A 19,174-nucleotide genomic window follows, 5' to 3' on the forward strand; every position below is an offset into this window, starting at 1 on the left:
GCCGCCGATGACCACCGACCCACAGGCCCATACCGAAAAGATGAAGCGGATCAAGGCCGCCCGCGACAGGCTGATGAAACACAAGACGGGAGAGAAGGGGCTAATCATCGTCCATACTGGCAACGGCAAGGGCAAGAGCAGCTCGGGTTTTGGCATGATCTTGCGCTGCATCGGCCACGGGATGCCCTGTGCGGTGGTGCAGTTCATCAAGGGCTCGATGCCGAGCGGCGAGCGCGACGTGCTCAAGGAGCGATTTTCCGATATCTGCGCCTTTCACGTCATGGGCGAAGGCTTCACCTGGGAGACGCAGGACCGCGACCGCGACACCGAGATGGCGCAGGCAGCATGGGACAAGGCCAAGGACCTGATCCGCGACGAGAGAAACCGCATGGTGCTTCTGGACGAGATCAACATCGCGCTGCGCTACGACTATCTCGACATCGACGACGTGGTGCGCTTCCTCGCCGAGGAAAAGCCTCCGATGACCCATGTCGTGCTGACCGGCCGCAGCGCCAAGGCGCCGCTGATCGAAATCGCCGATCTGGTCAGCGAGATGACCGAGATCAAGCACCCGTTCCGCGAGCAGAACATCAAGGCACAGGCCGGCGTGGAATTCTGAACCGAAGGGTTGATCGCCGCCGCGAACCCGCCTATACGCCTCTGGTCTGGAATCGCCTCGGCGGCTGCGGGCATGTTTCCTGTGGCTTCCTTTCGCTCGGCTTTCTTCGGCCGATCATGGCAGCCACGGCGAACGCCGACAAACGAAATGACGACCTGATCTCTGGCGGGCGCATCCGCGGACCCGGAAGAAGACCAAGAGCTCTCAAGGACGCGACACATCTTTGCGGACCAAACCGCAAGCAAACCAGGAGATGCAGCGATGGATATTATCGCTCAGTTGGAGGCGGAACAGATCGCCTCGCTCGGGAAGACCATTCCCGATTTCAAGGCCGGCGACACGATTCGCGTCGGCTACAAGGTGACCGAAGGCACCCGGAGCCGCGTGCAGAATTTCGAAGGCGTCTGCATCAGCCGCAAGAACGGCAAGGGCGTCGCCGGCTCGTTCACCGTGCGCAAGATTTCCTTTGGCGAGGGGGTGGAGCGCGTGTTCCCGCTCTACTCGACCAATATCGAGAACATCGAGGTTGTGCGCCGCGGCCGTGTGCGCCGCGCCAAGCTCTACTATCTGCGCTCGCGCCGGGGCAAATCCGCCCGGATCGCGGAAGACACCCACTACAAGCCCCTCAAGGGCAAGTCGGCGTAAGGACTGGCACGATGAAAAAAAACATCCATCCCGATTACCACGTCATCGACGTCAAGCTGACCGACGGCACCGTCGTGCAGATGCGCTCCACCTACGGGTCCGAGGGCGAGACGCTGTCGCTCGACATCGACCCGTCCGTGCATCCTGCCTGGACCGGCGGAGGCACCCGCCTAACCGATGCTGGCGGGCGCGTGTCGAAGTTCAAGAACAAGTACGCGGGCCTCGGCTTCTGATAAGTCGCGCGTATCGCGAACCAGCAGCGCCGCCCCTCGGGGCGGCGTTTTCGTTTGCGCGGCCAGAGCTTTACTTTTCGCTAAGGAATGGGCAGTATACCGATTATTCGGAAGTTGTTTTCAGTCTGAGCACCGAAAACGTGACCCTGCGGAGCGGCTACTCCGCAGGGTCTTTACTTTTTCAGGGACTCAGAGCCCCATCAAAAGCCGGATGACTGTAACCAACAGCGTTCCCGCCGCCAGAAAAACCATCCATTTTCGGAAATCGGTTTCATTCAGTCTGATCACCTCCTTCTGCTGCTGTGGACTGCAGCAACATTACAGTCTGTAAGCAGCGTGAAGGAAAGGTTAAAATTGATGTTATGGCTGCAAGGCTCACGCCACCATCGCCTCAGCCTTGTTGAGATCGACAGACACGAGCTGGCTTACCCCCTGCTCGGCCATCGTGACGCCAAAGAGGCGGTCCATCCGGCTCATCGTCACCGCGTGATGCGTGATGATGAGAAACCGCGTCTCGGTGCGGCGGCACATCTCGTCGAGAAGGTCGCAGAACCGGGTGACATTGGCGTCGTCGAGCGGCGCGTCCACCTCGTCGAGCACGCAGATCGGCGCCGGGTTGGCGAGGAACACCGCGAAGATCAGCGCCAGCGCCGTCAGCGTCTGTTCGCCCCCCGACAGCAGGCTCAGCGTCGAGAGCTTCTTGCCCGGCGGCTGGCACATGATCTCCAGTCCCGCCTCCAGAGGATCGTCGCTTTCGACCAGCACGAGATTGGCCTCGCCGCCGCCAAAGAGGTGCCGGAACAGCAGGGTGAAGTTGGAGTTCACCTGCTCGAACGCGGTCAAAAGCCGTTCGCGCCCCTCGCGGTTGAGGCTCGCGATGCCCCCGCGCAGGGTCTTGATCGCCTCTTCCAGATCGGCCTTTTCCCCGGTCAGCGAGGCGTGTTCGGCCTCGACCTCGCGCGCATCCTCCTCGGCGCGCAGGTTGACCGCCCCAAGCGCGTCGCGCTGCCGCTTGAGCCGCGCCACGTCGGCCTCGATCGTCTCCGAGGCGGGCATCGCCGCCGGGTCCACATCGAGCGTTTCGCGCAATGCCACGGGTGTCAGGCCAAGCGCCTCCATGATCCGCTCCGCGGCCAGTTCACAGCCCTCGCGCGCGCCATCGCGCCGGGCCTCGGCGCGGGCACGGGCCTCGCGCGCCTCTGACGCATGGCGCTCGGCGTCGCGCTCGTCGGCGGCGGCCTGCCGTGCGCGCGCTTCGGCAGTGGAAAGCGAGTCCGCCGCAGCGGCGCGGCGTGCCTCGGCACGGGTGATCTCCGCGCTCAACTCGGCGCGTTTCGCGGCCAGTGTCTCGGGCGTGGTCCGCGCCTCGGCCAGCTCCGCCTCCGAGGTCTCCTTGCGCTCAGCAAGCTCGGCCCCGCGCGTCGCGGCGGTCTCGAGCCGGTGCCGCCAGCCGCTCACCTCGCGGGCGATCTCCTGTCCGCGAGCCGTGCGCCGCTCGCCTTCGCGGCGCAGGTCGTCAGCTGCCGTGCGCCGCGTCATCATGGTGATCCGCGAGGCCTCGACCGTGGTCTTGATATCCTCCAGTTCGGCCCGAGCCGAGGACAGGTCCCCAAGCTCCGCGAGCGCCGCTTCTGCCTCCGCGAGCGCGGCGCGGGCGGCCTCCGCTTCTTCCTCGTGGCGCGCGGCGGCAAGGCCTAGCGATTCGAGCCGCGAGGCGGCGAGGTTGCGGTCGGCCTCGGCCCGGCTCAGCGCGCGGCTCGCCTCGGTTACGGCGGCATCGGCAGCGCGGCGCGCCTCGCGTGCGGCGCGGTCCTCCTCGGTGCGCGCGGTCAGCGCGGCGCGCAACGCATCGTGTGCGCGCGCGGCCCCGTCAGCCCGGGCCTCTGCCTGCTCAAGTTGCTGCTTGAGAACCTCGAGGCGGTTGAGCTGCTCCAGTCGCAGGGCTGCGGCAGAGGGGGCATCCTCGGCCCATGTCCGGAACCCATCCCAGCGCCACAGATCGCCATCGCGGCTGACCAGACGCTGCCCTGGCTTCAGCAAGGGCTGAAGGCGCGGGCCGTCCTCGGGCTCGACAAGGCCGATTTGCGCGATCCGGCGCGCCAGCACGATCGGCACGGTGACGTGATTGCCAAGCGCCGTCACCCCCTCGGGAAGCGGCTGCGCAGCAGAATAGCCGGGCAGGTCGCGCCAGCCCGAAGGCCCGTCCTCCTCCACCTCGGGCGCGTGCAGATCGTCGGCGAGCGCGGCACCCAGCGCCTTCTCGTATCCGGGAGCCACCTGCAACAGGTCCATGATCTGGCCACCCTCGGCCGTGTCGCGCTCGACGAGCCGCGCCAGCGCCGACGCTTCGGCACGCAACGCGCCCAGCTCGCCTTCGGCCTCGGACCGGGCGGCGCGGGCCTCGGCCTCGCGGGACTGCGCCGCGGCGCGCGCCTCGTCTGCGTCCACTAGCGCAGCCTCCGCCGCCTGCGCGCGGGCCTCCGCCTCCGCCTCGGTCGCCTTCGCGGCGGTGTAGGTAGCCACCGCCTCCTGCTCGGCCGTGCGCGCCTCACGTTGCGCGGTGCGCGCGCGTTCGGCCTCGGCCTCGCTACGCAACAGGGTCTTGCGGTTGTCGTCAATCAGGCGCTGCGCGGATTGGTGCCGCGCCGAGAGGCGGGCCATGTCCTCGGTCAGTCGGCTCAGATCCGCCTCGCGCGCCTCGAGGATGCGGGCCGCGTCTCTCGCCTCCTCAGCTGCTGCGGCAAGGCGCGCTTCGTGACCCTCCGATGCCTTGGCAAGCTCTGCCGCCTCCCATTCGAGGCGCTCGACGGTCTCCTGCGCGTCACGGTTGAGCCCCGCCTCGCGCTCCATGTCCCGATCGAGCTGGGCGATACGCGCCTCGAGCGTGGTGATCCGTTCGCGCGCGGTGTTTTCCTGCTCCGCGATCGTGTCGCGCTGCACACCGAGCCGCTGGAGGATCGCGGCAGCGACCGCCTCTTCCTCGCGCCGGGCGGGCAGGGCATCATCGGCCTCTGCGCGCAGGCGGGCCGCCTCGCGGGCCGCCCTTTCAGCACGGGCAGCCTCGGTCGTGGTCTCGCGCAGGGCCGCCTCGGCCGCCGTGTGGGCCTCGTCAGCCTCCGAATAGCGCCGCCACAGGAGCAGCCCCTCGGCGCGGCGCAGTTCCTCGCCGATCTGGCGATAGCGCGCCGCCTGCTTCGCCTGCCGCGCCAATTGCGCAATCTGCTGGGCCAGTTGCTCGATCACGTCATCGACGCGGGTGAGGTTGGTCTCGGCCCCGCGCAGCTTCAGTTCCGCCTCGTGGCGGCGCTGGTAGAGGCCGGAAATCCCAGCCGCCTCCTCGAGGATACGCCGCCGCGCCTTGGGGCGCGCGTTGATCAGCTCGGCAATCTGCCCCTGCCTGACGAGCGCGGGGGAATGCGCGCCGGTCGAGGCATCGGCGAACAGCATTTGCACGTCGCGCGCACGCACGTCCTTGCCGTTGAGCTTGTAGGCCGAGCCCACGTCGCGGGTGATCCGGCGGGTGATCTCCAGGTGATCGGCATCGTTGAAACCGGCCGGCGCGCGCCTGTCGGAATTGTCGAGATGGATCACGACCTCGGCAAAGTTTCGCGCCGGGCGGCTCGCAGAGCCCGCGAAGATCACGTCCTCCATCCCGTCGCCGCGCATCGCGGTCGGGCGATTTTCTCCCATCGCCCAGCGCAGCGCCTCTAGCAGGTTGGACTTGCCACAGCCATTGGGGCCCACGACACCGGTAAGCCCATCGGCGATCACCAGGTCTGTGGGATCGACGAAGCTCTTGAAACCGGTCAGTCTGAGCTTGGAGAACTGCACGCCAGCGCGCCCCCGGGATGGATGATTCCGATGATAGGGAAGTGTGCTGGGCCACGGGCGGGGCTGTCAACATGGAAACACAGGATATGGGTAAGGTTGACCGCTTATCCACAGTATATTGCGTGCTTTCCCGCTGTCAGGCCGCTTGCAGGATGCGCAGGCTCGGCGTAAACCTGCGCCATGCACGACCCGTCCGGCCTCACCATTACCCCTGGCGACCCGCGCGACGCGGCGGTGGGAGTGCTGCTGCGGCAATCGCACGATCTCATGCGCGCGCTGTTTCCCCCCGAGGACAATTTCTTTCTCGACACAGACGCGCTTTGCACCCCCGACATTCGCTTCTTCGTGGCGAAGCGGGGCGACGAGACGCTCGGCACCGGCGCGCTTGCCCTGCACGAGGGCTATGGCGAGGTGAAATCCATGTTCGTGGCCGAGGAGGCGCGCGGGCAAGGCGTGGCCGAGGCGCTGCTCGCTCGGATCGAGGCCGAGGCGCGGGCAAATGGCCTGCCCTTCCTGCGGCTCGAAACCGGCGACCGGCTCGGCTCGGCACTACGGCTCTATGCGCGCCACGGCTTCGTGCGGCGCGGACCATTCGGCGACTACCCGGATGCAGCCAGCTCGATCTTCATGGAAAAATCGCTCGGCTAATCCTCCGCTCGCAGGGTGCAGGCCACTTCGGTCCACCGCCTGCGCGTCGGCACCACGCGGCACTCATGCACGCCCGGCACGCCGCGCTGCGCGGAGGCAGCCGGCCCGCAGACAAGCGCCGCCTCCAGCATCGCCTGATCGCCCCAGAGCCGGGGAACCGCGCAGCCGCTGACTTCTGCGATGGCGACGGCGGCACGCGGTGCGACCGAGATCGTGCGCGGTGCCCATTCCCGGCTTAGCCGGATCGCCTGCGCGTGCCGCCCCACGATCCGCACGTCAAAGGTGCTCTGCCCGACGCTGACACGCACCGGGGCCACGCCCCAGAACGCCGGGGAGGGATGCGAACAGGCGGCCAGCATGGCCATGAGGACAAGCGCGATCCACCGCATGACCGAGCCTTGCCCCGCGCCGGTTAAAATCAGCTTAAGCGCACCGGGCTATATCTCCTCGACCATGACCACGCCGGTCAGGCTTCGGATTGCGCCCTTGATCTGCGGGTTGACGGGGTATTCCGCGCCGCTGTCGATCTCCACCTCGCCGGGCAGCCCTGCGCCAAGGAGCCGGAACCGGATCGGACCGGGCCGCGCCCCTCGCACAGATTTCGCCGCGCCGTCCAGCACCGCCGCAACCGAGCCGATTGCCTCGACCTGATCGACAAAAACGCACAGCCCGACCGCCCCGGCATCGGCCACCATGCCGTCAACAGGCTGCACCGTTCGGCACAACAGCTTCAACTGGTCCGCCTCCATCGTCGCCTCGGCGGTGATCACCACCTGCGCGCCGGCCTCGAGAAAATCGCGGGATTTCTCCAGCACCTCTGAAAACAGCGTGACCTCGTAGCTACCGGTCGGATCGCTGAGCTGGGCAAAGGCAAAGCGGTTGCCGCGCGCCGATTTCCGCTCCTGCCGCCCGGCCACCACCCCGGCCATCTTGGCAAGGAACGGACCCCGCTCTGCGCGCGCCATCACCTCGTCGAGCGTCTTGACCTCCTGCCGCTTGAGCACGGCCATGTAGTCGTCGAGCGGATGGCCCGAGAGATAGAAACCCACGGCCTTGAATTCCTCGGTCAGCCGCTCGGCGGGCAGCCAATCCTCCACCGGTGCGAGGCGGGGCTCGGGCAAGTCCTCCCCGGCATCGCCGAAGAGCGAGACCTGGTTCGAATTCTTCTGCTCATGTATCGCCGCCGAATAGTTCATCAGCGCGTCAATGCTCTCGAACACGCGGCGGCGGTTGCGGTCCAGCGCATCGAAGGCGCCCGCCCGCGCCAGCATTTCCAGCGACCGTTTGCCAATCCGCTTGAGATCGACCCGCCGGGCGAAATCGTAAAGCGTGGCAAAGGGCCGTTCACCCCGCCCCACCACGATGAGCTTCATCGCCTCGACACCCACGTTCTTGAGCGCGCCGAGCGCGTAATGCAGCACACCCCCGCGCACCACGAAATCTGCCGCCGACCGGTTCACGCAGGGCGCGGCCCAGTCGAGCGCGAGTCCCTTCTTCACCTCCTCGAAATAGACCGCGAGCTTGTCGGTGAGATGGATGTCGCAATTCATGACACCCGCCATGAACTCCACCGGGTGATTGGCCTTGAGCCAAGCGGTCTGATAGCTGACCACCGCATAGGCGGCGGCGTGGGATTTGTTGAAGCCGTAATTGGCGAACTTGTCGAGCAAGTTCCAGACTTCGAGCGCCTTTGCATCATCGACACCGTTGGCCTTGGCGCCCTCGATGAACTTGGGCCGCTCGGCATCCATCGCCTCCTGGATCTTCTTGCCCATCGCCCGGCGCAGGAGGTCTGCACCACCGAGCGAATAGCCCGCCATTTCCTGCGCGATCTGCATCACCTGCTCCTGGTAGACGATGATGCCCTGCGTCTCGTCGAGGATGTGATCGACCGAGGGGTGCAGGTAATCGCGCGCACTCAGCTCGTTCTTGACCTCGCAATATTTCGGGATGTTCTCCATCGGGCCAGGCCGATAGAGCGCGACGAGCGCCACGATATCCTCGATACAGGTGGGCTTCATGCGCTTGAGCGCGTCCATCATGCCCGAGCTTTCCACTTGGAACACCGCCACCGTGCGGGCGCGGGAGTAAAGCTCGTAGGTCTTGGGGTCATCGAGCGGGATTTGCCCGATATCGTTCTCGGCCCCCTCGAAGGGCTGATAGATGGTGCTGCCATCGGCGGCGATGTGAAGGTCGCGCCCCTCGGCGTGGATCTGCTCGATGGCGTTCTGGATGACGGTCAGGGTTTTCAGGCCCAAAAAGTCGAACTTGACCAACCCCGCCTGCTCTACCCATTTCATGTTGAACTGCGTGGCCGGCATATCCGACCGCGGATCCTGGTAGAGTGGGACAAGCTCGTCGAGCGGGCGGTCGCCGATCACCACGCCCGCGGCATGGGTCGAGGCATTGCGCAACAGCCCCTCGACCTGCTGGCCATAGGTCAGCAACCGGTCCACCACCTCCTCGGCCTGCGCTGCCTCGCGCAGGCGCGGCTCGTCGGCGAGCGCCTTCTCGATCGAGACGGGCTTGACCCCCTCGACCGGGATCATCTTGGAGAGGCGATCGACCTGCCCGTAAGGCATCTGCAGGACGCGGCCGATGTCGCGCACCGCCGCCTTGGACAGAAGCGCGCCGAAGGTGATGATCTGCCCTACCTTGTCGCGCCCGTATTTCTGCTGCACGTAGGCGATCACCTCCTCGCGGCGGTCCATACAGAAGTCGATGTCGAAATCCGGCATCGAGACGCGCTCGGGGTTCAAGAACCGCTCGAACAGCAGCTTGTAGCGCAGCGGGTCGAGATCGGTGATGGTAAGCGCATAGGCCACCAGGCTCCCCGCCCCCGAGCCGCGCCCGGGGCCCACCGGGATATCCCGTCCCTTGGCCCATTTGATGAAATCGGCAACGATCAGGAAATAGCCGGGAAAGCCCATCCCCTCGATGATGCCAAGCTCGAACTCCAACCGTTTCTCGTACTCTTCCACGGGGGCGGCGTGGGGAATGACGGCGAGCCGCTTTTCCAGCCCCTCGCGCGCCTGACGGCGAAGCTCGTCTACCTCGTCATCGGCAAAACGCGGCAGGATCGGATCGCGCTTGTAGCAGCCAAAGGCACAGCGCCGGGCGATCTCGACAGTATTCTCCAGCGCCTCGGGCAGATCGGCAAAGAGCGCGGCCATTTCGTCCTGGCTCTTGAAGTAATGCTGCGGCGTCAGGCGGCGGCGCGGCGCGTTCTGATCGACATAGGCCCCGTCAGCCACGCACAGGAGCGCATCATGTGCCTCGTACATGTCCGCCTTGGGGAAATAGACATCGTTGGTGGCCACCAATGGCAGGTACAACGCATAGGCCATCTCGACATGGCCCCGCTCGGTCAGCCGCTCGGCCTCGGGCGCGCCGTCCTCGCCGGGGTGGCGCTGCAACTCGACATAAAGGCGGTCACCGAACGCCGCCTTGAGCCGCTGCAAGAGCTGTTCAGCCGCCGGGCGCTGCCCACCCTGCAACAGGCGACCTACCGGGCCATCCGGGCCACCGGTCAGGCAGATCACACCCTCGGCATGGGCTTCGATCTCATCGAGGGTAACATGCGCCACCTGCCCATCGCCACGCAGGTAGAGACACGAATTGAGCTTCAGCAGGTTGCCGTAACCGCGCTCGTCCTGCGCCAGAAGAACCACCGGCGCGGGGAGCCTCGATCGCTCCCCCGGCACCGGCTCCTGATAGGCGAGGTCCACCTGGCAGCCCATGATCGGCTGCACCCCCGCGGCCTGCGCGGTGACGGAAAACTCCAACGCCGCGAACATGTTGTTGGTGTCGGTGACGGCCACGGCGGGCGTCATCATCTTTTCGCAAAGGCCGGGTAGCCGTCGTTGTTGTTCTTTCGGCTTGTTTTTGTCACGCGGGTCAGTGCCACCATCGAAGAGCGATTTTAGCCGCACCGCCCCTTCGAGCAGCGAATACTCGCTGTGCACGCGCAGGTGGATGAATCGGGGGGCATTGCTCATGCCCCGATCCTAGCCCGGCATGTGGACGGCGGAAAGCCGTCTCTGTTCACCTAGGCCAGACCCGGTCGAGCCCCCAGAGAAACAGCCCGAAGAGGAAATGCGGCACGAACGATCCGGGGACCATCTGCGGTCCGATACCGAGACCGAACAAGCCCCAACCGACAATGGGAAAGAACACCAGCAGCACCCCGCCCCACAGCAGCAGAGACAACACGGCGATGGCGCCCGCGCCCTGCCACGGCGAGTAGCGCAGGAAAAGCGCGGACCAGCCGGTCACATAGACGGTGTGAAACAAGAGCCCCACCGGCATCGGCAATTCCCGTCCGGCCAGCGTTTCCGCGAAGGCCAGAGCCGGAGGTTGCGGAAAGGGCGCCATGCCCGAGCGGTTGGCCATGATCGAAACCACGGCCGTGAGAACGGCCACGCAGATGCCGATCAAGATCCCCTGACCCCAGCTTCGTCCGAGTTTCCTGAACGTTTCTTCAGTCATGGTGGATTTTCCCGTGCTCAAGGGGGCCTTGCGCCCCCATCACTGAGCTTGCGCTTCCACGGTGCGGCGGGTCAAGGGACGCGCCGGGCTGCTAAAGAAACCGTGATCGACAAGGGGGCGGTCGCCGGTCCTTCTGCTTTCCCGATCATTGCGCCTCCCGTCTCCTGCAAGGCATTGCCGCGGGCGGCGCGACTGGGCTAGTCATGGGTGGGCAGGTGATACCGCCACCGGGGAAGGAACGCGTGACGCAGACATTGCTCTCCATTTCAGACGTGACCAAGGCCTATCCCGGCGTGATCGCCAATGACGCGGTGTCCTTCGATATCCGCGAGGGTGAGGTTCACGCGCTGCTGGGCGAGAACGGCGCGGGCAAGTCGACCCTCGTCAAGATGATCTACGGACTGGTCAAGCCCGACAGCGGCAGCATGAGCTTGCGCGGCGCGCCCTTCGCCCCCGCGAACCCGTCGGCGGCGCGTGCGGCGGGCGTGGCGATGGTGTTCCAGCATTTCTCTCTCTTCAACGCGCTCAGCGTGGCCGAGAACGTGGCGCTCGGGATGGAACACCCGCCGCCCCTGCGCACCCTTGCCACGCGCATCCGCGAGGTGTCGGAAACCTACGGCCTGCCGCTCGACCCGGGCCGCCTCACCGGAGATCTGTCGGCGGGCGAGCGTCAGCGCGTCGAGATCATCCGTTGCCTGTTGCAGGAGCCACGCCTGCTGATCATGGACGAGCCCACCTCGGTGCTCACTCCGCAAGAGGTGAAGATACTGTTCGAGACGTTGCGCAGGCTCGCCTCCGAGGGCGTGGCGATCCTCTACATCTCGCACAAGCTCGAGGAGATTCGCGCGCTGTGCGATCACGCCACGATCCTGCGGCAGGGGCGCAACGTGGGCACCTGTACCCCGCGTGAGACTTCGACGCGTGCAATGGCCGAGATGATGGTCGGCTCGACCTTCGCCACGCCCACGGGCACGGCGCACGCGCCGGGCGAGGTAGCGCTCGAAGTCGAGGAACTGTCGCTGCCCGCACCCTCGGCCTTTGGCACCGCGCTCAAGTCGATCGGCTTCACCGTCAGACGGGGCGAAATCCTCGGAATCGGCGGCGTTGCGGGCAATGGGCAGGACGAGTTGCTCGCCGCACTCTCGGGCGAGATCACGACCAATGCGCCCACAGTGCGGCTGCACGGCGCGCCCGCGGGGCATCTTGGCCCCGCCGAGCGGCGGCGTCGCGGCCTGCTCACCGCCCCCGAGGAACGGCTCGGACACGCCGCCGCCCCGGACATGACGCTCACGGAAAACGCCCTTCTGACCGGTGCCGACCGCGAGGGGCTGCTCGCCCGCGGTTTCGTCCGTTGGCGGGCTGCACGCGCCTTCGCTGAGGCGGTCATCGCGCGGTTCGACGTGCGCACCCCCGGTCCCGAGACCGCCGCGCGGGCGCTCTCCGGCGGCAACCTTCAGAAATTCGTGATCGGGCGCGAGGTGCTGCAACGGCCCGAAGTGTTCGTCGTCAACCAACCCACCTGGGGCGTCGATGCCGCCGCCGCCGCCGCGATCAGGCAGGCGCTGCTCGATCTCGCCGCCGAGGGCACGGCGATCCTGTGCATCAGCCAGGACCTTGACGAGCTCATGGAAATCTCCGACCGCTTCGCGGCGCTCAACGAGGGACGGCTGTCGCCCGCCCGCCCCGCCGCGGGGCTGAGCGTGGAGGAAATCGGCCTGATGATGGGCGGCGCGCATGACATGGAGGTGGCGCATGTCTGAACCAGCGGATTCGGGTATTTTTGCCAAGAAGAAGCCCGTGGGCGCGCCATGCTGAGGCTAGAAAAGCGGCCGCAGCCCTCGCGGATCTGGACATGGGCGACGCCGCCGCTCGCCGTCCTCGTCACCATGGTCGCGGGCGGCGCGCTTTTTGCCGCGCTGGGCAAGGACCCGGTCGAGGCGATCGCCACGATCTTCTGGAAGCCGCTCTTTGGCGAGTTCGCCTTCTACTACCGGCCACAGCTTCTCATCAAGGCGACGCCGCTCATCCTCATCGCCATCGGACTCAGCCTCGGGTTCCGCGCAGGCGTGTGGAACATCGGGGCCGAGGGCCAGTATATCCTCGGCGCGCTCACCGGGGCGGGGGTGGGGCTCGCACTCTACCCACTCGACAGCGCGGTGGTGTTTCCACTGATGATAATCGCGGGTGCGCTCGGAGGCTGGGCCTGGGCGATGATCCCGGCGCTGCTGAAAGTGCGATTCGGCACCAACGAGATCCTCGTGTCGTTGATGCTGGTCTACGTGGCTGAGCAGCTTCTCGCCGCGATGGCGCTCGGGCCGATGCGCAATCCCGACGGACACGGCTTTCCCGGCTCACGCAACCTGCGCGACTATCCCAGCGCCCACAACGCCGAGATCATCGAGGGCACCGGCATGCACTGGGGGGTGGCCGCCGCGGTGATCGCGGTGATAGCGGCCTATGTGCTGCTCAGCCGCCACATCCTCGGTTTCCAGATCCGGCTGGCCGGACAGGCCCCGCGCGCGGCGCGCTTTTCAGGGGTGCGGCCCGGGCGGCTGGTGGTTGTCTGCCTTGGCACGTCCGGGGCGCTTGCCGGGCTGGCGGGGATGTTCGAGGTGGCCGGGCCTGCCGGGCAGGTCAGCATAGATTTCAACGTGGGCTATGGCTTCACCGCGATCATCGTGGCCTTTCTCGGACGGCTGCACCCGGTGGGTATCGCGCTTGCGGGGCTTCTGATGGCCCTCACCTATATCGGCGGCGAGATGGCGCAATCGACGCTGGGCCTGCCCGCCGCCGCGATCCAGCTTTTCCAGGGGATGCTGCTGTTCTTCCTGCTGGCGGTCGATCTTCTGACAAATTACCGCATCCGAATCCGCAAGAAGGAGGTCGCGTGATGGGTGCGATCGACCCGGCCCTGCTTCTGGCCGCGCTGGTGGTCGCGGCCACACCGATCCTGCTGGCCGCGCTGGGAGAGTTGGTGGTAGAGCGCGCGGGCGTTCTCAACCTCGGCGTCGAGGGGATGATGATCACCGGGGCGATCTGCGGCTTTGCCGTGGCGGTGAACACCGGCTCGCCTGCGATTGGCTTTGTCGCGGCGGCGGCGGGCGGTGCCGTTCTGGCACTGCTCTTCGCCCTGCTCACGCAACTGGCGCTGGCCAACCAGGTGGCGTCGGGCCTCGCGCTCACGCTGTTCGGGCTTGGGCTCTCGTCGCTGCTGGGGCAGGGCTATGTCGGCATCAAGCCACCGCCGACGCCGCGGCTCGATCTCGGCCCGCTGAGCGACATTCCCTTTCTTGGCCGGGTGGTGTTTTCCCACGACCTAATGGTCTACTTGGCGCTGGCACTGGTCGCGGCGATCTGGGCGATGTTGAAATACACGCGCGCGGGCCTGATCCTGCGCGCGGTAGGCGAAAACCATGACGCGGCCCATGCGCTCGGCTACCGGGTGGTGCGCGTGCGGGTGCTGGCGATCCTGTTCGGCGGGGCCTGCGCGGGGCTGGGCGGGGCCTATATCAGCCTCATCCGCGTGCCCCAATGGACCGAAGGCATGACCGCAGGTGCCGGCTGGATCGCCCTGGCGCTCGTCGTCTTCGCCTCGTGGAAGGCAGGGCGCGTGCTGCTCGGTGCCTGGCTTTTCGGCGGGGTCACGGTGTTGCAGCTCAATCTTCAGGCAGCGGGCCTTGCCATCCCGGTCGAATATCTTTCCATGTCACCCTACTTGATCACCATCCTCGTGCTGGTCATCATGTCGGCGGACAAGTCCCGCGCCCCCGGCTCTCTGGGTCGCATCTTCCACGCCTCGCAATGACAACCACAACAGGGAGACCCCACATGACACTCACCCGCCTGCTCACCTCTGCTGCGCTCGCGCTCGGTCTCGCGACCGGGGCCACCGCACAGGAAAAGACCAAGGTCGGCTTCATCTATGTCGGCCCCATCGGCGATGGCGGCTGGACCTACGAGCATGACAAGGGCCGCCTCGCCGTCGAAGAGCATTTCGGCGACGCGGTCGAGACCGTCTACCAGGAGAGCGTACCCGAGGGCGCCGATGCCGCGCGCGCGATCACGCAGATGGCGCTGCAAGGCGCGGACCTGATCTTCACAACTTCCTTCGGCTTCATGGAGCCGACGCTCGAAGTCGCCAAGAAATTTCCAAACGTGAAGTTCGAGCACGCCACCGGCTACAAGGTCGCGCCCAATGTCAGCACCTATTCCGCCCGCTTCTACGAGGGGCGCGCGGTGCAGGGCCATATCGCGGGCAAGATGACCAAATCGAACATCATCGGCTACATCGCCTCCTACCCGATCCCCGAGGTCATTCGCGGCATCAACGCGGCCTATATCCACGCGGCAAAGGTCAACCCCGATGTCGAGTTCAAGATCATCTGGGCCTACACCTGGTTCGATCCGCCAAAAGAGGCTGACGCCGCGCAGGCGCTGATCGAGCAGGGGGCCGACGTGATCCTGCAACACACGGATTCCACCGCGCCGCAGGCGGCGGCGGAAAAAGCCGGTGACGTGATCACCTTCGGGCAGGCTTCGGACATGGCCGAATACGCGCCTTTCCCGCGCGTCTCCTCGATCATCGACAACTGGGCGCCCTACTACATCGCCCGCACGCAGGCCGTGATTGACGGGACGTGGGAGAGCCAGCAGGTCTGGCACGGCATCGACGAGGGCATGGTCAAGATCGGCGAAATAACCGACGCGGTCCCCGCCGACGTCAAGGCCGGTGCGCTGGCGCTCAAGGAGACGATGGCGGCGGGCGAGTATCACCCCTTCACCGGCCCGATCAACCGCCAGGACGGCAGCGCATGGCTGGCCGAGGGCGAGATCGCTGATGACGGCACGCTTCTGGGGATGGATTTCTATGTCGAGGGCATCAGTGGTCAGATCCCCAACTGAGCTCGCCACAGAAGCAGGACCAGAGCCCCGCCGGTTCCGGCGGGGCTATTCTTCGGTCAGTTGAGACGCTTTTCAAGCACCAGGAATGTCATCATCCCCATCGGGGGCAGGTCGCGGCGGGTAACGACATGCAGCCGCGGATCCTGCAACACCGTGTCGATCTCGAAATCCGAATGCCAGCCCAGCACCCGCTCTAGCGGCGCGGCAGCACGGGCCAGACCGGCCCAGACCCCGCGCTCGTGGCGGAAATGGTTGGTGATGACCACCTGCCCGCCTGGGCGCAGCACGCGGGCGATCTCGGCCATCACGCGCTCGGGCTCGGGGACCACCGACAGCACGTGCATCGCCGCTACCGTGTCAAAGCTCGCATCCGGAAATTCGAGGCTGCGCGCATCCATCTGCCGCAGCTCTGCGACATGGTCGAGGCCCAGTTTCGCCACGCGCGCCCGCGCCTTGCGCAGCATGTCCTCGCTGTAATCCATGCCGGTGACGCACAGCGCACTGTTATAGGTCTCGAGCGACAGGCCGGTGCCGACACCTACCTCCAACACCTCGCCACCACGCGCGTTGATATAGGCCACCGCCGCACGGCGACCGGCATGCGTGATCTTGCCGAAAGTCGCGTCATAGACAGGGGCCCACCGGGCGTAGCTGTTCTTGACCGCGTCGAGATCCATCGTCATACCCCTCCGTTGCTCATGAGGATCGATCCTTGGGATACCAGAACACCGCCGCCCAGATCACGACCGCGACATAGGCGAGGCAAATCATGATCAGCGCCGCCCAAGTGAAGAGCGTGAGCGCAGCGGCCACGCAGGCAAAAGCCAGCAGGAAGAATTTCACGTTCTCGCGCGAAATCCGCGTCCGCTTGAAGGACCACACCGGCACCGGCGAGATCATCAGCAGGCCGACACCGGCCATGTAGAGCGCCACCAGCGGCGCGGGCGGCGGTGACATCCCCGGAATGGCGAAAGTAAAGAACATCGGCAGCATTGCCAGCAGCGCCCCCGCAGGCGAGGGCAGCCCCTGGAAATACGCCCCCGATCCGCCCTTGGCCCCCTCTTCGCGGGAACTGACGTTGAACCGCGCCAGCCGCATGACGCAGCACACGGCAAAGAACAGCACCGCGATCCAGCCCGCGTGGCGCATGTCCTGCAAGCCCCAGAAATAGATCACCAGCGGCGCGGCCACGCCGAAATTGACGAAATCCGCGAGCGAGTCGAGCTCCGCCCCCATTGCCGAGGTGCTGCGCAAGAGCCGCGCCAGCCGCCCGTCGAGCCCGTCGAGAACCCCGGCAATGAGCAAGAGCTGCACCGCACGCACGTAATCGCCCTGCACGCCCATCCGGATCGCGGTGACCCCGGCGCAGATCGCCGCCACTGTCAGCATGTTCGGCAAAAGCTGCGCCAGCGTCAGCTCCTTTCTCGGGGGGCGGCTCATGTGCCGGTCTCCGCGATCACCGTCTCGCCGGCGACCATCGTCTGGCCTACGCGCACCAGCGGCACGACCCCCTCGGGCAGGTAGACATCCAGCCGCGAGCCGAACCGGATGAGCCCGAACCGCGCGCCGCGCGCGATCTCGTGCCCCTCGCCGGTGAAACACACGATCCGCCGCGCCACCAGCCCGGCGATCTGCACCACCGGCAACACGCGGCCATCCGCCATCTCGATCACGATGCCGTTGCGCTCGTTGTCGGCGCTCGCCTTGTCGAGCGAGGCATTGAGGAACTTGCCGGGGCGATAGGCCACCTTCGTCACCCGGCCCGCCACCGGCGCGCGGTTCACGTGGCAGTTGAACACCGACATGAACACGCTGACCCGCGTGAGCGGCGTATCCGGCAAGCCGAGCTCGGCGGGGGGCACGGCGGGCTCGATCAGCGACACGATGCCATCCGCGGGGCTAACGATCAGACCGGGGCGCGTGGGCGTTACGCGCTCGGGATCGCGAAAGAAATAGTAGCACCAGACCGTCAGCCCCGAACCGATCCAGCCCAAAGGCTCCCACAGCAAGAAGAGCACCAGCGCGACCCCGGCAAAGATCGCGACGAAGCGGCGCCCCTCGGGGTGCATCGGCTTTATAAAGGTCTCGTGCATCTTCATGGGCGCATGGTCCTTGGGCGCTATATCCTTTCCAATCGCCTAAGCCCCATGACCTTCAGATGCAAGGCGACACCTTTTCTTCGGTTCCACCGCATGGCACTCTCCACCGCATGAGCATCCAGATCACCTCTCCCGACGGGACCGCGGCCAGCCGCTTTGCCTTTGGCACCATGCAATTCGGCGGCACGGCGGACGCGGCGGCCTCGCGCGCCATGTTCGACGCCTGCCTCAACGCTGGCATCACCCATTTCGACACCGCCTATCTCTATACCGATGGCGCGGCCGAGACGCTGCTCGGCAAACTCGCCGCGCCGCATCGCGACCGGCTCGTGATCGCAACCAAGGCTGGCTACTCTGGTGGGGCCGGGGCCGCCAATATCCGCGCGCAGTTCGACATCTCGCGACAGCGGCTCGGGATGGACCACGTTGATATCCTCTACCTGCACCGCTTCGATGCCGACACAGCCCTTGAGGAAACGCTGGAGTGTTTCGCCGACCTGAAGTCGCGCGGACAGATCAGCCATGTGGGCCTGTCCAATTTCGCCGCGTGGCAGGTGATGAAAGCTGCCTGCATCGCGGCTCGGTTTGATCTTCAAATCTCGATCCTGCAACCGATGTACAGCCTCGTGAAGCGGCAGGCAGAGGTCGAAATCCTGCCGATGGCCGCCTCCGAGGGTATGGTCGTGGCGGGCTATTCTCCGCTCGCGGGCGGGTTGCTCACAGGTAAATACGCGCGCGGCGAAACGGGGCGGCTCACCGGCAACGAACGCTACGCGATCCGCTACGGACAGGACTGGATGCAGGAGGCCGCCACAGCGCTGGTGGACATCGCCGCAGAGCTTGGCACCGACCCCGCAACGCTGGCCGTTGCCTGGGCTGCGGGCCATCCCGCCGGGCCAGTCCCGCTCATCTCGGGCCGCTCGGCGGAGCAGATCGCGCCCTCGCTCGCGGCCATTGATTTCGAAATGGATGACGCACTCTATCAACGGCTCGCTGCGCTCACCCCGGCCCCGCCCCCGGCGACCGATCGCACGGAAGAGGGTGCATGAGTACGCGCCGCACCCTGCCGCCAATGGCCTCGGTCGCGCATGAAACCGAGGGTGCCAAGCTGCACGCCCCCTCGGCCGAGCGCAACGCCGGACCGATCACCGACGCGCTGCGCGAGATCGCGCCCGAGACGGGCCGCGCGCTGGAAATCGCCTCGGGCACCGGGCAGCATGTGGTGGCCTTTGCCCGCGCCATGCCCGGGCTCGACTGGCAGCCGACCGAAATCGACCCCGCTCGCCGCGCCAGCATCGACGCCTACGTGGCCGAGGCCGCCCTGCCCAACCTTTCCCCAGCCCGTCCGCTCGACGCGACCGCGCCGGGATGGGGGGCGGAGAATGGCGGGCAGGACCTGATCGTGCTGGTAAACCTGCTGCACCTCATCAGCACGCCCGAGGCGCGCACGGTAATCCGCGAGGCGGCGCAGGCGCTCGCACCCGGCGGGCACCTTGCCCTCTATGGCCCGTTCCTGCGCGACGGGCAGGCCACCTCCGAGGGCGATGCCCGCTTTGACGCGAGCCTGCGCGCCCAGGACGCCGGGATCGGTTACAAGGACGTGGCCGAGGTCGCGGGATGGATCGAGGCCGCCGGGCTGACCTCGCGCGGGACGCGCGTCCTGCCCGCCAACAACCTTCTTCTCGCTGCCCGCCGCCTCACCTGATCTG

Annotated in this window: 17 protein-coding genes; 10 read left to right on the forward strand and 7 right to left on the reverse strand. The window is 66.4% G+C overall.

The features are described 5' to 3' along the window. The first annotated feature begins 7 nt into the window (after positions 1-7). From cobO to rpmE, 3 genes are all read left to right on the forward strand, one after another. The gene (gene cobO / locus AC13D8_RS10900; protein ID WP_482968857.1) at positions 8-619 is read left to right on the forward strand and encodes a cob(I)yrinic acid a,c-diamide adenosyltransferase; all 612 of its coding nucleotides are present in this window, start codon (positions 8-10) and stop codon (positions 617-619) included. Between the two features lie 261 nt (positions 620-880). Continuing rightward, positions 881-1,264, forward strand: coding sequence for a 50S ribosomal protein L19 (gene rplS, locus AC13D8_RS10905; protein WP_104020085.1), 384 nt, complete (start codon positions 881-883; stop codon positions 1,262-1,264). Between the two features lie 11 nt (positions 1,265-1,275). Further along, positions 1,276-1,497 (forward strand): 50S ribosomal protein L31, encoded by a 222-nt coding sequence (gene rpmE / locus AC13D8_RS10910; RefSeq protein ID WP_104020084.1) that lies wholly within the window; start codon positions 1,276-1,278, stop codon positions 1,495-1,497. A gap of 375 nt (positions 1,498-1,872) precedes the next feature. On the opposite strand, the gene AC13D8_RS10915 is transcribed toward rpmE, so the two are convergent. Beyond that, the gene (locus AC13D8_RS10915) at positions 1,873-5,328 is read right to left on the reverse strand and encodes a chromosome segregation SMC family protein (protein WP_482968858.1); all 3,456 of its coding nucleotides are present in this window, start codon (positions 5,326-5,328) and stop codon (positions 1,873-1,875) included. Between the two features lie 180 nt (positions 5,329-5,508). On the opposite strand from AC13D8_RS10915, the gene AC13D8_RS10920 reads away from it, so the two are divergent. Beyond that, positions 5,509-5,976 (forward strand): GNAT family N-acetyltransferase, encoded by a 468-nt coding sequence (locus AC13D8_RS10920; RefSeq protein ID WP_482968859.1) that lies wholly within the window; start codon positions 5,509-5,511, stop codon positions 5,974-5,976. Here the strand turns inward: AC13D8_RS10920 and AC13D8_RS10925 are convergent. The 3 genes from AC13D8_RS10925 to AC13D8_RS10935 are packed head-to-tail and all read right to left on the reverse strand — an operon-like array spanning position 5,973 to position 10,464. Continuing rightward, the gene (locus tag AC13D8_RS10925) at positions 5,973-6,365 is read right to left on the reverse strand and encodes a hypothetical protein (protein ID WP_482968860.1); all 393 of its coding nucleotides are present in this window, start codon (positions 6,363-6,365) and stop codon (positions 5,973-5,975) included. The genes AC13D8_RS10920 and AC13D8_RS10925 overlap by 4 nt on opposite strands. Before the next feature lie 48 nt (positions 6,366-6,413). Further along, positions 6,414-9,974, reverse strand: a complete 3,561-nt coding sequence (gene dnaE / locus AC13D8_RS10930; protein WP_482968861.1) for a DNA polymerase III subunit alpha — start codon at positions 9,972-9,974, stop codon at positions 6,414-6,416. A gap of 46 nt (positions 9,975-10,020) precedes the next feature. Continuing rightward, a complete protein-coding gene (locus tag AC13D8_RS10935) occupies positions 10,021-10,464 on the reverse strand; it encodes a hypothetical protein (RefSeq protein WP_482968862.1) in 444 nt (147 codons plus the stop codon). A gap of 242 nt (positions 10,465-10,706) precedes the next feature. Here AC13D8_RS10935 and AC13D8_RS10940 point away from each other — a divergent pair, with 242 nt between their 5' ends. Genes AC13D8_RS10940 through AC13D8_RS10955 form a run of 4 tightly spaced genes read left to right on the forward strand, consistent with a single transcriptional unit; the run spans position 10,707 to position 15,366 of the window. Continuing rightward, positions 10,707-12,224, forward strand: coding sequence for an ABC transporter ATP-binding protein (locus tag AC13D8_RS10940; protein ID WP_482968863.1), 1,518 nt, complete (start codon positions 10,707-10,709; stop codon positions 12,222-12,224). 48 nt (positions 12,225-12,272) lie between these two features. After that, complete coding sequence (locus AC13D8_RS10945; RefSeq protein ID WP_482968864.1) at positions 12,273-13,355, forward strand: ABC transporter permease; 1,083 nt, start codon at positions 12,273-12,275, stop codon at positions 13,353-13,355. Further along, positions 13,355-14,269 carry an ABC transporter permease gene (locus AC13D8_RS10950; RefSeq protein WP_482968865.1) on the forward strand — a complete coding sequence of 305 codons (915 nt, stop codon included), beginning with the start codon at positions 13,355-13,357 and terminating at the stop codon, positions 14,267-14,269. Before AC13D8_RS10945 ends, AC13D8_RS10950 begins: the two co-directional genes overlap by 1 nt. A 23-nt stretch (positions 14,270-14,292) precedes the next feature. Further along, on the forward strand, positions 14,293-15,366 hold the full coding sequence (locus AC13D8_RS10955) for a BMP family ABC transporter substrate-binding protein (RefSeq protein WP_482968866.1): 1,074 nt from the start codon (positions 14,293-14,295) through the stop codon (positions 15,364-15,366). A 56-nt stretch (positions 15,367-15,422) separates the two neighbouring features. On the opposite strand, the gene AC13D8_RS10960 is transcribed toward AC13D8_RS10955, so the two are convergent. From AC13D8_RS10960 to AC13D8_RS10970, 3 genes are read right to left on the reverse strand one after another with little or no spacing between them, the layout of a single operon-like run. Next, complete coding sequence (locus AC13D8_RS10960; RefSeq protein ID WP_482968896.1) at positions 15,423-16,043, reverse strand: class I SAM-dependent methyltransferase; 621 nt, start codon at positions 16,041-16,043, stop codon at positions 15,423-15,425. Positions 16,044-16,062: 19 nt separating this feature from the next. Further along, the gene (locus AC13D8_RS10965) at positions 16,063-16,806 is read right to left on the reverse strand and encodes a CDP-alcohol phosphatidyltransferase family protein (RefSeq protein ID WP_482968867.1); all 744 of its coding nucleotides are present in this window, start codon (positions 16,804-16,806) and stop codon (positions 16,063-16,065) included. Next, positions 16,803-17,465, reverse strand: a complete 663-nt coding sequence (locus AC13D8_RS10970; RefSeq protein ID WP_482968868.1) for a phosphatidylserine decarboxylase — start codon at positions 17,463-17,465, stop codon at positions 16,803-16,805. The genes AC13D8_RS10965 and AC13D8_RS10970 overlap by 4 nt, the downstream gene beginning before the upstream one ends. A gap of 110 nt (positions 17,466-17,575) precedes the next feature. On the opposite strand from AC13D8_RS10970, the gene AC13D8_RS10975 reads away from it, so the two are divergent. Both AC13D8_RS10975 and AC13D8_RS10980 read left to right on the forward strand, forming a co-directional pair. Next, positions 17,576-18,514, forward strand: coding sequence for an aldo/keto reductase (locus AC13D8_RS10975; RefSeq protein ID WP_482968869.1), 939 nt, complete (start codon positions 17,576-17,578; stop codon positions 18,512-18,514). Further along, entirely contained in the window at positions 18,511-19,170 is a 660-nt protein-coding gene (locus AC13D8_RS10980; protein WP_482968870.1) for a DUF938 domain-containing protein, read from the forward strand. Before AC13D8_RS10975 ends, AC13D8_RS10980 begins: the two co-directional genes overlap by 4 nt. Positions 19,171-19,174 lie beyond the last annotated feature (4 nt).

The organism is Roseovarius sp. B-10, assembly GCF_056859295.1.